At 35.1% G+C, this 12,690-nt stretch carries 15 protein-coding genes and 1 other annotated feature; of the genes, 10 read left to right on the forward strand and 5 right to left on the reverse strand.

Annotated elements, in window-relative coordinates:
- From BFM98_RS24570 to BFM98_RS15615, 4 genes are all read right to left on the reverse strand, one after another.
- Positions 1 to 202, reverse strand: a 202-nt coding sequence (locus BFM98_RS24570; protein WP_368664811.1) for a transposase, incomplete at its 3' end; no start/stop codon positions are given.
- Positions 203 to 317: 115 nt separating this feature from the next.
- Positions 318 to 728 carry a DUF3888 domain-containing protein gene (locus BFM98_RS15610; protein WP_066037839.1) on the reverse strand — a complete coding sequence of 137 codons (411 nt, stop codon included), beginning with the start codon at positions 726 to 728 and terminating at the stop codon, positions 318 to 320.
- Positions 729 to 827: 99 nt separating this feature from the next.
- Positions 828 to 992 carry a hypothetical protein gene (locus tag BFM98_RS24020; RefSeq protein WP_175400762.1) on the reverse strand — a complete coding sequence of 55 codons (165 nt, stop codon included), beginning with the start codon at positions 990 to 992 and terminating at the stop codon, positions 828 to 830.
- 208 nt (positions 993 to 1,200) lie between these two features.
- On the reverse strand, positions 1,201 to 1,839 hold the full coding sequence (locus BFM98_RS15615; RefSeq protein ID WP_066037840.1) for a hypothetical protein: 639 nt from the start codon (positions 1,837 to 1,839) through the stop codon (positions 1,201 to 1,203).
- A gap of 134 nt (positions 1,840 to 1,973) precedes the next feature.
- Between BFM98_RS15615 and BFM98_RS15620 the strand changes: the two genes are divergently transcribed.
- The gene (locus BFM98_RS15620) at positions 1,974 to 2,858 is read left to right on the forward strand and encodes a gluzincin family metallopeptidase (protein WP_066037841.1); all 885 of its coding nucleotides are present in this window, start codon (positions 1,974 to 1,976) and stop codon (positions 2,856 to 2,858) included.
- 387 nt (positions 2,859 to 3,245) lie between these two features.
- Here the strand turns inward: BFM98_RS15620 and BFM98_RS23485 are convergent, their stop codons facing one another.
- A complete protein-coding gene (locus BFM98_RS23485; RefSeq protein WP_081010967.1) occupies positions 3,246 to 3,368 on the reverse strand; it encodes a YjcZ family sporulation protein in 123 nt (40 codons plus the stop codon).
- A gap of 584 nt (positions 3,369 to 3,952) precedes the next feature.
- Between BFM98_RS23485 and BFM98_RS15635 the strand changes: the two genes are divergently transcribed.
- The 9 genes from BFM98_RS15635 to BFM98_RS15680 all read left to right on the forward strand — a co-directional run bounded on the left by BFM98_RS15635 (position 3,953) and on the right by BFM98_RS15680 (position 12,478).
- Positions 3,953 to 4,366: a hypothetical protein gene (locus tag BFM98_RS15635; RefSeq protein WP_066037843.1), complete on the forward strand. Its 414-nt coding sequence runs from the start codon at positions 3,953 to 3,955 to the stop codon at positions 4,364 to 4,366.
- Between the two features lie 205 nt (positions 4,367 to 4,571).
- On the forward strand, positions 4,572 to 5,189 hold the full coding sequence (locus BFM98_RS15640) for a cysteine peptidase family C39 domain-containing protein (RefSeq protein WP_066037844.1): 618 nt from the start codon (positions 4,572 to 4,574) through the stop codon (positions 5,187 to 5,189).
- Positions 5,190 to 5,651: 462 nt separating this feature from the next.
- Positions 5,652 to 6,557, forward strand: a complete 906-nt coding sequence (locus BFM98_RS15645) for an NAD(P)/FAD-dependent oxidoreductase (RefSeq protein WP_066037871.1) — start codon at positions 5,652 to 5,654, stop codon at positions 6,555 to 6,557.
- Between the two features lie 201 nt (positions 6,558 to 6,758).
- Entirely contained in the window at positions 6,759 to 7,256 is a 498-nt protein-coding gene (locus BFM98_RS15650; protein WP_066037845.1) for a P-loop nucleotide/nucleoside kinase family protein, read from the forward strand.
- 156 nt (positions 7,257 to 7,412) lie between these two features.
- Positions 7,413 to 7,664, forward strand: a binding site (T-box leader).
- A gap of 78 nt (positions 7,665 to 7,742) precedes the next feature.
- Positions 7,743 to 9,104, forward strand: a complete 1,362-nt coding sequence (locus BFM98_RS15655) for an amino acid permease (protein ID WP_048393780.1) — start codon at positions 7,743 to 7,745, stop codon at positions 9,102 to 9,104.
- Between the two features lie 189 nt (positions 9,105 to 9,293).
- Positions 9,294 to 9,764 carry a peptide-methionine (S)-S-oxide reductase gene (locus tag BFM98_RS15660; RefSeq protein WP_066037846.1) on the forward strand — a complete coding sequence of 157 codons (471 nt, stop codon included), beginning with the start codon at positions 9,294 to 9,296 and terminating at the stop codon, positions 9,762 to 9,764.
- A 429-nt stretch (positions 9,765 to 10,193) separates the two neighbouring features.
- Positions 10,194 to 11,036, forward strand: a complete 843-nt coding sequence (locus BFM98_RS15665; RefSeq protein ID WP_066037847.1) for a DUF5700 domain-containing putative Zn-dependent protease — start codon at positions 10,194 to 10,196, stop codon at positions 11,034 to 11,036.
- Positions 11,037 to 11,608: 572 nt separating this feature from the next.
- Entirely contained in the window at positions 11,609 to 11,899 is a 291-nt protein-coding gene (locus BFM98_RS15675) for an RNA polymerase alpha subunit C-terminal domain-containing protein (protein ID WP_066037872.1), read from the forward strand.
- An 18-nt stretch (positions 11,900 to 11,917) separates the two neighbouring features.
- Positions 11,918 to 12,478 carry a DUF4256 domain-containing protein gene (locus tag BFM98_RS15680; protein ID WP_066037849.1) on the forward strand — a complete coding sequence of 187 codons (561 nt, stop codon included), beginning with the start codon at positions 11,918 to 11,920 and terminating at the stop codon, positions 12,476 to 12,478.
- The last annotated feature ends 212 nt before the right edge of the window (positions 12,479 to 12,690 follow it).

A 12,690-nucleotide genomic window follows, 5' to 3' on the forward strand; every position in this document is an offset into this window, starting at 1 on the left:
GCTTTATAAACGCTTCTACGCCATTATACTCATATTGTTTCGCCCAATTAAGAATTGCTTTGTGATCTGTTCCGATAGATTTAGCAATTTCATGTGAACTTTCATTGCCTTTTATGTAACGTAAGGCTGCTTGTAGTTTTTCTTCCGATGTAAATTTAGCCATATAAAAACTGCTCCTCCAAATGTTAGATGTGTCTAACATTTGGGGAGCAGTTCAAAGTAAGACAAGCTTTGATGGGGTGCTTTTATGATTCACAGATAAAAAAATCGCATGACATTCAATAAAGGGACAAGCTTACAATTTTAATGGGAAGGTATTATTCAGGCGGATATTTATACGTTTTGAGATGTGTGTGATGAATCAATTTAACATCAGGTCCTGAAGAAATTTCATAGGTCATTCGATCCTTTCCAATAGGAATCCATTGTCCGCCATCCGTAGGTTCAATTTCAAATGTAATTTGCATTTGAAAGCCTCGGAAATGATTTCTTTTTATACCAATTACTTCAATTTTCCAAGGCGTAATATGAGGGGAAACATCCTTTCTAATCTTTGAATAATAATTGGTCAAATCTTCTTCAATATAAGGAGTAAGCAAAAGCATGAGCATATCCTGCAATCTCAGCTCGCTAGAATCCTGTGTTGGTTCAGCTGTTGAAGCGGATATTGTTTGAAATGAAGGAACTAGTACAATGGGGAATATAAAGACGAGTAACATCTTTTTCATTTTCTTCTACACCTCTTTGTGATCTTTCCCTAATGCATTGTATTGTTACCTTTATGGAATGAAGTATGTATGATCGAAGTAAAGGTGTTCGAGTATAGGTTATACAAATAATTGAAGATATTTTCTGACATGACGATTGGAAAAAAATAAGCTGCGATACGGTTCATCATAATAAATGGTGTGGAACCAATCATTTTGACGGAACATTGCTATATTTTGACCAACATAGGTATTCGATAAAAAATTTAAAATAACCTCAAACATAAATCTACGTCCCATCATAACGAAAGTATTATATGTATGGGATGGCGATGAAGTATGCAATAGGAAAAAAATAGAAGGGGCACAGATGGAAGTGCCCCTTAGTAACAAATCGGGAGGTGCCATGTTAAACGAATTCGCTTAACACTATTTCTATTTATATGATAATATTACTTGGTTTTATAGACCATCATCTTGCATATGCTAAAATTTATACTTCGTAGAGAAGAATGGCTGTTATCCAACCTTTTACTAATAGTTCCCATTGTAGTGGTGAGCTATCTAAGGGAAGTGAAAGACTTTGCAGCTCTTTGGGGAGCAAGTGTATTTTATGGCGTATCATTTCATTGTCAGGTGATTCTGTATCAATAAATAAAAGATAGCGTCCAATTAAATCTTCCTTATACATAGATGGATAATCAAGGGGTTTTAATACACGTGTAGAAAATTCCACACCATTTAGTTTTACTTCAAAATGTCCCCGCACATTAAATTCACAGTGAATATGTGTACCAGATAATCGACGTAGCGCTTGTAGGAAAGCAGCTAATGTTCTTTCACTAATGAAATAGGTTTTCCAATAGTATTGACTCTCTTCGTGTTTACTTGAATTAGCATCATATATATCGTACCTTATTTCGATTGTTGTATCTGCTTCGCTAAATTTTTTCCTAGTGAGGTAGTGCCGAGCAATTTTTTTAATGGTGTGATGATCTAAGTCACATCCATAGCTGAGAATAGTTACTTGTCTACGTTGTGCTTTGGCAAATAACCGCATTTCTAAATTTGCATCACTATTTAAATCCCAGCCATAGCGTGGGTTGTAATGAATACATGTACTTTTGTTCATTGCGACCTCCTTTTTGCCATGTCTACTAACATTATAAATAATTTTGTCTAATTTTCCCTATTTTTCTTTTGAAAATGAAACTTTTGGATTTTAAGTTTCGTATAAACTGGAAAATACTTTTTTAGGAGGTAATTATGGCTAAATGGAGAGGCACAATCCTTCTTTGTACATTGCTATTAACAGCCTGTACAGCAGAAACCGTTCAACCTAAAGAACAAATACAGGAAGAGAAAAACGATGAAAATATTGTGGTCACAAAGGATGGCAAAATAACCTTTGAAATTAAGAATGAGATTGGTGTTCCACAAGAAAAAGTAGAGGCTATAAAGGATGAAATTGTGACAGCATACGACCACATAAAGAATTCTATACATACTTCCTACACGCCATCCGAGCACATAAACGTATGGTTTAAGGAAGACGGTCTCTCCTGGGGGTTTGCATCGAAAATCGAACTAACTGGTGTTAATGAAGATATCTATCCACTAGTCCATGAAATGACCCATTCTTTACTTGGCTATGGCAACAATTTCGAATCAGATCATGGCTATTTTACACAAGAGGGTTTTGCGAGTTATATGGAAGAACAATATGGGAAAAAAGAACAATTTTCCTTTGAAAAATTCATGAAGCATTATTTGGATTCAGATAAGTTAATTCCTATTAGTAAGTTAATTGATCCAAATCAAGATGATGTCTATTTTCGCCCAGCACTTTCAAGTGAAGAACAGAATCGAGTCCTGATGGAGATGAGCTACACGCATGCGGCATCATTTGTTAAATACTTAATTGATACCTACGGACTCGAAAAGTTTGAGCATATCTACAACGAGAAAGAACTAGCGCAAAAATTAGAGGAAGTTTACGGAAAGAGTAGTAGTGAGTTAGAAAAGGACTGGTTAGCATTTATTCAACAACAACAAGGATTTACTCATGAGGAAAAATTAAAATCAGGAAATTTTTATGATATGAATACAATTCTTCTTCAAATAGACCCAAAATATTTTGCCAAGGAATAATATTTTTCTAAATATTTAAGTAAACCCAAGCGCTCTTTATTCGGAGCTCGTGGGTTTACTTGTGTATGATTTCGGATGAAACTGTCTATGTAATAAATGAACGCCCAGTAAAACGCACAGACCACCAATGATTCTTAATAATATATTTTTGAGAAATACAGTATCGTCAACCGTAATGACAATCAACATAGGGCCAACCATAATCAATGCGATGCCTAGCAATGCTTTAATTACTCGCAACATGTAGAATTCACCTCAAATTTACCATTTCAAATTTGATTATCGCACGATTATCTGAAAAGGAAAAGGGTCACTAGGCTGGTAAAGTGACCCTTGACCTTACAGACTCCTAAAGTCTGTAAAAGGGTTAGGTGCTAATTGGGATGATTAGTACAAGAAAGAAGCGCCAACAATAATTAAAAGAATGAATAGAACGACGATTAATACGAATGTTGAACCGTAATAGCCGCCACCGCCAGAGTCGCCGCCATAATAGCAGCTGTTGTTCATGTTACCTACGTTTCCGTTGTATCCCACTGAAAATCCCTCCTTTCTACAACCTATAATATGTATGCTTGCAGAAAGGAGAAATGGTATTTACCCTATGGTTCTAAAAAATGCTGAAAACATACTTGTAAATTATTTTTATAGAAGAAGGTTTTTCATTTACTTAATTTTTATTTTTTTACATAATTAGAGAGTGATGTTAGATTTGCAAGCAAAGTTAGAAAAGAAAGCGGGCGTTACATGCTACGGGAAAAGCTAAAGCAAAAAATCATAAGTGAACCAACCGAATGTATGGCTTATTTAACAGAATTAGTGAAGTCAAATCGAATTTATGATGGGAAGTATTGGCAATCATTATAGATAGTATAAAAAATGGACCTGATTAACCAACACACAGTGGGATGTTTTGTTAGATAAGGGTTTATTACCTGATCTTTATGTAGAATGTGATAGCTGTGAAGATACCATTCCTTGGTCCGAAATATACCGTGCGATCTTCAGAGCGAGAGATCATTATTGTCCCTTTTGTAGATATTTAGCAAATAAAGAAAATACTAGGTTATTAGACGAGGATGGTAGAGACAATAATGAAATGGTTCATGATAACTGCCGAATGGCTATTGTTTTTATATGTGGTAATTTGTCTATTGAGCTTTAACATAATTCACCTTGGAAACCTTCTCTATGTGGATATGCCGCACGAAGAACCGATGATTGTGACAACATCCTTTGCGCATACATCACTGTTTATTATAGGTATAGGTGTTGTTTGTTTTTTGTATATGAAATATTTATGGGGCAGTAGTGCTTATAAAAAGTCAAAGGCAGTGATCTGGGGAAGTCTATTTACTTGCCATGCATTGACAAGCGGTTTTTATTTGTTCATGCGATATGGGCTTATATGGAATCAACATGAAGCAATGGAGCTTTTATTATCGACGATCATTAGTTTCGTCCTTACAATCCAGGCTGTGATGAAATATGTAGCAAGTAAATATTGAAAGAGTGAGATGCTAGGAAACTGGTATAGTAAAGCAACGTTTGACTTATTCAACAAACGGGCATTTAATTAAGTAAAACATAAACCAAAATTGGATAATTATGTTGAAATGAAGAAGAAATAAAATATACTAAAAAACGGAGCGGATAGTGAAAAAAGGACTTAGAATATCGATTTAATTAGACACAAAGATATGGGGGTCGTGTATGTTTATAGTTAGTCAAGTTATTTTATGGATTATTATATCAACTATTATTAATGCATATTTAATGACATTACCCATACCTGTTTTACAGAGAAGAGATTTTCCAGCTAACTATCTTATTCAACAAAACAATCGAATAGATTTTCAAAAGAATAACGAATGTGCAGCATTTTCAACAGCATATCTATTACGTCATTTTGGCATGGAAGATGATGGTGAAGGGTTATATACGCATTTTCCTAGTAAAACTAGGGTTGGTACTGTATATCCAAAGGGAATCCGAACGGTGTTAAGAAAAAAGGGTTTTAAAACAAAATATCATAAAGGAAATGTAAGTACATTAAAGTATGAAGTTAGTAAAGGAACTCCCGTGATTGTTTTTATTAAAACACAAAAGGATCGTAACTATCTGCATTTTGTCCCAGTAGTAGGCTATGACAAGGAATATATTTACCTTTCAGAATCAATAAAGAAACTGGTGAATTGTGATGATGTACACAATCGCTATAATCGAAAAGTTCCAATTAATGAATTTAAGAAACTATGGAATGTAAAGAGAATTCATATGCTTCTTTATAGCAATACTTACATAGCCGTAGACGCCACACAGTCTAGTTAATTGTTTTATCATTTAAAATGTTTACAATAACAAGAAACAGGAGTTGAACGTTATTTAACAATCGGGCGAGATTTTGCAATAAGAAAAAACACTCAAATTATCAAATAATATAAACTAACAACGCAATATTTTTTATGTGAACTAACTGGTGGAGACATTCAATATCAAGACTTAGATGAAGAAATTGCTTGGTAGGATAGCAATGAAATTTCAAAATTTATTCATGCATACCCGAAAGACTCAGAAGCTATTGAACAACTATTATCAAATTTATCTTAAAAAAATCTTCCACAATTGTGCGCATTTCTTTAAAAAGGAATGCGTCTTTTTTAATACGAAATAAACAAAAACTCCGCGTTATTTTTTAGTGTGTAAAGAATGGAAATCCATGATGTAGGAAATAATGTAGTTCTCGAATGCAAATTACAATTCAAAAGAAAGCAAATTATTGTGGAGGTAAAAATGACTGTTCTTGATTGTATCATTATAGGCGGAGGTCCTTCTGGGTTAAGTGCTGGCTTAACTTTAGGAAGAGCTAGGAGAAATATTGCATTAATGGATGATGGGACAAATAGGAATAGAGTGACACAGGCGTCACATGGATTTATTACGCGTGATGGAATAAAACCACAAGCATTTAAAGAAATAGCTTTAAAAGAGTTGGTGAATTACCCGTCCGTCTCCTATCTTAATGCGACAGTTACTGAAATTATAAAGGATATAGGTAATGAGCGATTTACTGTCAAAACATCTACTAGTCAGGAATTAGTTTCAGAAAAAATAATACTCGCCACCGGTGTTCAAGAAATATTTACTATACCAAGTATAAGAAAGTTTTATGGGAAAAGTCTATTTAGTTGTCCGTATTGTGATGGTTGGGAGCAAAAGGATAAGCCATTAGTGGTGATGGCAGAAAAAGAAGAGCATGTACTGCATTTGACTAAGTTGATTTATAATTGGTCACAGGATTTGGTTGTCTTAACGAATGGAGCTCACTTATCTAAAGAAGGTAAAATGGAGTTACAAAAACACAATATCAAAATAATATCAGAAAAGATAAAAGACCTCATAGGTAATGATGGGTACTTGCAAAAAATAGAGTTTGAATCAGGAGCAACCATTATAAGGTCTGGTGGATTTGTGGCCCCATCTTATTATCGCCCCAATCAGTTTGCTGAGAAGCTTGGCTGTGATATTGACGAAGATGGAAAAGTCATAACAGATGGTGTTGGTAGAACAACTCAAAAAAATGTATATATTGCAGGGGAAACCGAAAGATCTAAACCTTCCACTTTAATGATTTCAGCTGCCAAAGGTAATAAAGCTGCTGTTTCAGTAAATACTGATTTAACGATGGAACGCTTTTGATGACGTCATAACACTTGGAATAGGATCTTAGCAAAAACATATCAGCTAATGTATTCTCAAACATTGTGTTAGAGTTACTATAAGAAATGACGAAGAACGGATTTTGCTTGTAGAATCCGTTTTTGTTGTTCCAAAAATTATAGTTTTACAAGGATAGGGTAACAACTAAAACCAATAAAAAAAGCTCGGGGGAAGAAAAACATGAAACAAGTGGGGACTCTATACTTTTTCTGTGGAAAAATGGGAGCAGGAAAATCAACAAAATCAAAGCAATTGGCTAAAGAAAAAAATGCGGTACTTTTATCTGAGGATGAATGGCTTTCCTCTCTTTATCCCAATCAGATCACATCATTTGAGGACTATCTAAAATTATCAGCACAGCTCAAGCCGATGTTGAAAAAGCATGTCCAAAACATTTTAAGTGTTGGTACGCATGTAGTAATGGATTTTCCAGGTAACACTCAAAAACAGCGAAAGTGGTTTTTGGATATAGCGTCAGACGTCAATGCAAACCATCAACTAATCTACCTTAATTTAAATAACCAGCAATGCTTGCGTCAAATTGCGCAAAGGCGTAACGAACAACCCGAAAGAGCAGCTTTTGACACGGAAGCGACGTTTATTGAAGTTACTAAATTTTTTGAAGCACCAGAAGCTTCCGAGGGTTTAAATATATGGGAGTTTAGTGGGAAAGAATAACACAGAATTTTAGCACCAGGAAAAATTAGCTGGACTAAACCGCCTATAGAATTGTCATATGTAATTTATGCGGTTTATGAAGAATTTTTGAAAATTATATTGACAAACTATTTTTTTTCTGTAAAATGAAAAACAATTCAAAAATATTTGTATAGAACAAAGGCTATGAAAAGAAGTAGTATCAATTATTTTTACGAACAGAAAGTTACCGGTCGATGAGAGGTGCATGTAAAACGATTGAGAATTCATCTTGGAGCTGTGTACCGAAAGGATTATTCTAAGTAGGCTACGCCGGTAAGCACCCGTAATCATGTGCGAGAGTATCGTCAAATGACCGTACTTCTTAAGGTAAGTAATGTGAATTGCTTATAAATTAAAGGTGGTAACACGAGTTGAATCGTCCTTTTGGTTAATCCAAAAGGGCGTTTTTTTTATTCCTTTTTTGAGCAAGTATTTGAAAATCTAAACGTATGAGGAGTAAGCATTATGAAAGATAATCATCAAGATTCACAACTAAAGCGGGAATTAAGTACTCGTCACATGCAATTAATTGCACTTGGCGGGTCCATTGGGGTCGGTTTATTTTATGGCTCTAGTTCAACCATTCAAATGGCGGGACCATCTATTTTACTAGCTTATTTAATTGGCGGGTTAGTTATTTTCACCATTATGCGTGCATTAGGCGAAATGGCAGTAGCAGAACCTGTATCAGGCTCATTCAGTATGTACGCGAATAAATATTTAGGGCGCTTTGCTGGCTTCTTATCTGGATGGACATATTGGTTCATGTGGATTGTCGTGGGCATGGCAGAACTAACAGTTGTCGGTGTATATATTAACTACTGGTTTCCAGATATTCCACAATGGGTAACTGCCCTTGTCGTACTTGTGATGATGACGCTTGTAAACTTAGCAAATGTAAAAGCATATGGAGAATTCGAATTCTGGTTTGCGATGATTAAAGTTGTGGCAATTATCGGGATGATCGTTCTAGGATTAGCCATTATTTTCTTCGGTGTCGGCAATCACGGTGAAGCAATTGGCTTTGATAATTTATGGGCACATGGTGGCTTCATGCCAAATGGTTTCCATGGTATTTTAATGTCACTCGTATTAGTTATGTTCTCATTCGGTGGGGTTGAATTAGTGGGTATTTCTGCAGGAGAAGCAAAAAATCCTAGCAAGTCCATTCCATCAGCGATTAACAACATCGTTTGGCGTATTTTAATTTTCTACATTGGGGCGCTAGGCGTTATGATGGTTATTTATCCTTGGAACGAAGTTGGCTCAGAAGGTAGCCCGTTCGTTCAAATTTTCGATTACGTTGGTATCCCTGCTGCGGCTCACATTATTAACTTTGTCGTCATTACAGCTGCAATGTCTGCCTTTAATAGTGGCTTATATGGTTCAGGACGTATGCTACACAACTTATCGGTTCAAAAAAATGGTCCAGAATATTTTAAAACAGTAAGCAAAAACGGTAGTCCGAGTCGAGGGATATTATTTTCGTCAGCTGTGTTATTAATCGCGGTTGTCTTAAACTATGTAGTACCTGAAAAAGTGTTCATCTATATTTCTGCTGTTGCGACGGTTGCAGTCATTACAAGCTGGATGATTATTTTATTAGCACAGTTGAAATTTAGGAAGTCAAAAACGAAAGAGGAAGTAGCCAAACTGAAATTCAAAATTCCGCTTTACCCACTTTCTACGTATATTGCTATTGTATTTTTATTAATGGTGATTGTGTTAATGGCGTTTATTCCAGATATGCGTGTTGCCCTATATGTGGCACCAGTTTGGTTTTTCATCTTATATATTGGCTACAAAGTAATACATGTTAAAAAGTAGTTACATCTTTTTATACTGATACTTCTACTGCGCAAATTGTTAAAAAATCATTTTGGTATACTCGATTCGTTACGTTTATCTAAGGTTTAATAATTTTTAGCCATTAGTAAAGAATGTGATGAGTGCCTTCCTTTATGAATAGGTTCATAATAAAATTGATCTGTATTTAGACAAAAAAGGAGGGGCATGATGGAAGTAGTATATTTGGCTGGTGGATGTTTATGGGGCGTACAAGCTTTTATAAAAACGCTACCAGGAGTTACGTTTACAGAAGCAGGAAGAGCGAATGGAACAAGTCGTACGCTTGAGGGCGATTATGATGGATACGCTGAATGTGTAAAAACAGGGTTTGATCCAACAGTTGTAACCATTCGAGATTTAATGGGCTATTTATTCGAAATCATTGATCCTTACAGTTTGAATAGACAAGGACAGGATGTTGGCGAAAAATATAGAACAGGCGTATATAGTGAAAATCCTGAGCATTTAAAAGAGGCGAAGGCATTTCTTAGAGAGCAAAATGATTACGAGCTTATAATGGTTGAAATATTGCCCCTTACAAACTATGTCAGAAGTGCAGAGGAACATCAAGATAGATTAACCAGATGTCCAAATGATTATTGTCATATTCCCGCAGAAATTTTAAATAAATATAAATAACGGAATTCACGAGACCTTTCTTTTTAAACTACACAACAGTTTTGAGGGGGAAGTGGATGACACTATCTATTCTGTGTGTCTGTAAAATGAGAGAGACTGCTATTTGTAAACATTATACCTAAAAATGATAGTTAGAATAAGGAAGATAGTGTATTGGTATATAGTATTGAACAATGTATTATCAAATCAATACATCACTATTATTTTTTAAAGATAAAGCCTGTATCTTCAATTACCAAGTAATTATGGATACAGGCTTTTTTTGTGGCCTTTTAATAAAGATTGATAATAATTAAGTTCGATTAGTAATAATAAATTTTTGATGAAAAAACTGTATGAAATGAGCAGGAACTAAAAATTATTTGGAGAAATTTAAAAGTATAGTTCAAATTAATGAAGAGGATTGTTATATAATGGAGGACGGTAATTATGAAAATTTATAATACAGTTCCATATTTTTTATTAAACTACATGCCTTCGGAGCAGTTCTTAAAACACTACCATGAAAAGTTCTCCCAACACTTCAAGGAATATTTCCTGTATCATTGTAAAAATGCAGATGAGAAGATTAAAAACGCAATTGAAAAATATCCTTCCCAAATGAGTGAGATACAGGAATCAAGTGGAAAAATCGAAAGCCTAATTCAACAAGTTGTGTTATCTTACAGACAAAAATATAATGTCGAGTTCACTAAAGATGTACATATAATTGTTGGAGCATATGGGTCAAATGCATTTACACATCGTCAAATTATTCCTGAAGTGACTTTTTGTTTAGAAAAGCTCTCTTCTAATGATAAGCATTTAAAAGTAATTATTGCTCATGAATTTGGTCATACTCTTCATAATATTTTATCAGATCAGGAGGGGATGGATTGGTCTAAAGTTCAGTGGTTTCATCCCTTTACAACGCTGTTTCAGGAAGGATGTGCAACGTATTTTTCAGAACAAGTTGCTGATGCTGACAAATCGGTCTATTTTTTATACGATGATAATGGAGAAGAATGGTTAAGATTTGCAGAGGATAACAAAAATGATATTATCACTACTTTTTTGGGTGATATAAACAAACGTACACAACCTGAAATTATCCATGAATGGTTTTCAATTAATGGAGGTTCCTACTTTGGTTTCACACGTTTAGGGTATTTTATTGGATACAATGTGATCCAAATCTTAATTGAAAAATATCAAGAGAAAGAGGCCGTTACACTTTGGAAAGAATCTACCTTCAATAAAGAAATAGAGAATGTGCTATTAGAACTTACTTAAAATGTTTAATTTAGAGTTAAGTTATTCGACATTCGGGACCGATTGTCGAGTAACAGAGGACGAAGTAGAAACTTTAAGGTCATCTTCAAGATATTCGGAATCTAACATCTCCACATTTTCATGAAATCTATATGGGTTCTTGAGCCACAATTTGAAGTTAGTAAGAACATCAGGTTTACCGTCTAGATCCAAAATATCCAACCCTTTTATCTTCAAATACACAATGAAATACCATAAGTTGTAGCAGTATGTTCTTATCGTATTAGGGAATACTTCTCGTTCAGCTCTTGCTTGTATCATATCAAGATATTCCTTTACCAATGATTTAAAATCCAAGGATGCTACTCCCTTGCAGTATAGATTTCCAATAAAAAAATCACCGCTCATTTTGTTCAAGTAACAGATTTTTTGATGAGTAATTGAATTTGGCTAAAGTTAACTATAGAAGTTGTTAAATCAGTAAATGTAGCACCAACTTCAATAGAGCGTGAATTGATGAAAAATTAAAGTGTCCCTTTTCAATCCCTTTGAAGAAATATGGTAAAATGGACAAAAGTAAAGGCTTTGGAGGGATGAGGTTGGCAGAAAAAAGGTTAAAAGTTTGTGAAAAAGGACATCCATTTTACAAAAGCACAGATTGTCCAAGCTGCCCTACCTGTGATCAGGAAAATAAACCTAGCAGTGGCTTCCTTTCCAAATTGAGTTCACCTGCAAGAAATGCATTAGTACACGCAGGTATTGATACGTTGGAAAAACTATCTATGTATACGGAAAAGGAAATCTTAAAATTGCATGGTATTGGACCAGCCTCCTTACCGATTATGAAATCATCATTGAAAGAAGAAGGCTTGTCATTTAAATAAGTGAGGGGGAAGACAACAATGTCAACGAAGGAATTATCACAAGAGCAAACCGAGGAACTAATCAATACTTTGCAAGTTCGCTTCGAGAAAAATACATCTCGTCATGAAGGGCTTGACTGGGCAAATGTCCAAGCTAGGCTAGAGGCTAATAGGGAGAAACTATGGTCGCTCTACGAAATGGAAGCAACAGGCGGTGAACCAGATGTAATAGGCTATGATGCAAACACGGACGAGTTCATTTTCTATGATTGTTCTGCGGAAAGTCCTAAAGGTCGCAGAAGTTTATGTTATGACCGCGAAGCATGGGAATCTAGAAAAAATCACAAGCCTGAAAATACGGCTATGGACGTAGCCAAGGAAATGGGTATTGAGCTGTTAACAGAGGAGCAATATCGCCAACTACAGGAGCTTGGCAAGTTCGATTTAAAAACATCAAGCTGGGTACAAACACCTGACAACATTCGAAAACTAGGCGGAGCTATCTTCTGCGATCGTCGCTATGACATGGTCTTTATGTACCACAATGGAGCAGAATCCTACTACGCAGCAAGAGGCTTCCGTGGATCGTTAAGAGTTTAAGAAATAAAGGCATATGTCCGATTTGCGGATGAGCATATGCCTTTTTCTATGGAAATATAGTTATGCCAATGTCTTTCTAGTTAGCTATATCCTTTATTTAGTGTATGATAAACTAAAAGGGGAGGTGGAGAATTATGTTAAATTGTTTAAAAATTATTTTTTCCATCACAGGCATATCTCTCGCAGTTTACGGACTAATCACACGTGATTTC

This window comes from Lysinibacillus sp. AR18-8 (genome assembly GCF_001705465.1).
Classification (GTDB): Bacteria; Bacillota; Bacilli; order Bacillales_A; family Planococcaceae; genus Lysinibacillus; species Lysinibacillus capsici.

Excerpts from the sequence above, each read along its gene's own strand:
- BFM98_RS15610 (WP_066037839.1), bottom strand. The coding sequence starts at position 728 with ATGAAAAAGATGTTACTCGTCTTTATATTCCCCATTGTACTAGTTCCT.
- BFM98_RS24020 (WP_175400762.1), bottom strand. The coding sequence starts at position 992 with ATGTTTGAGGTTATTTTAAATTTTTTATCGAATACCTATGTTGGTCAA.
- BFM98_RS15615 (WP_066037840.1), bottom strand. The coding sequence starts at position 1,839 with ATGAACAAAAGTACATGTATTCATTACAACCCACGCTATGGCTGGGAT.
- BFM98_RS15620 (WP_066037841.1), top strand. The coding sequence starts at position 1,974 with ATGGCTAAATGGAGAGGCACAATCCTTCTTTGTACATTGCTATTAACA.
- BFM98_RS23485 (WP_081010967.1), bottom strand. The coding sequence starts at position 3,368 with ATGAACAACAGCTGCTATTATGGCGGCGACTCTGGCGGTGGCGGCTAT.
- BFM98_RS15635 (WP_066037843.1), top strand. The coding sequence starts at position 3,953 with ATGAAATGGTTCATGATAACTGCCGAATGGCTATTGTTTTTATATGTG.
- BFM98_RS15640 (WP_066037844.1), top strand. The coding sequence starts at position 4,572 with ATGTTTATAGTTAGTCAAGTTATTTTATGGATTATTATATCAACTATT.
- BFM98_RS15645 (WP_066037871.1), top strand. The coding sequence starts at position 5,652 with ATGACTGTTCTTGATTGTATCATTATAGGCGGAGGTCCTTCTGGGTTA.
- BFM98_RS15650 (WP_066037845.1), top strand. The coding sequence starts at position 6,759 with ATGAAACAAGTGGGGACTCTATACTTTTTCTGTGGAAAAATGGGAGCA.
- BFM98_RS15655 (WP_048393780.1), top strand. The coding sequence starts at position 7,743 with ATGAAAGATAATCATCAAGATTCACAACTAAAGCGGGAATTAAGTACT.
- BFM98_RS15660 (WP_066037846.1), top strand. The coding sequence starts at position 9,294 with ATGGAAGTAGTATATTTGGCTGGTGGATGTTTATGGGGCGTACAAGCT.
- BFM98_RS15665 (WP_066037847.1), top strand. The coding sequence starts at position 10,194 with ATGAAAATTTATAATACAGTTCCATATTTTTTATTAAACTACATGCCT.
- BFM98_RS15675 (WP_066037872.1), top strand. The coding sequence starts at position 11,609 with ATGAGGTTGGCAGAAAAAAGGTTAAAAGTTTGTGAAAAAGGACATCCA.
- BFM98_RS15680 (WP_066037849.1), top strand. The coding sequence starts at position 11,918 with ATGTCAACGAAGGAATTATCACAAGAGCAAACCGAGGAACTAATCAAT.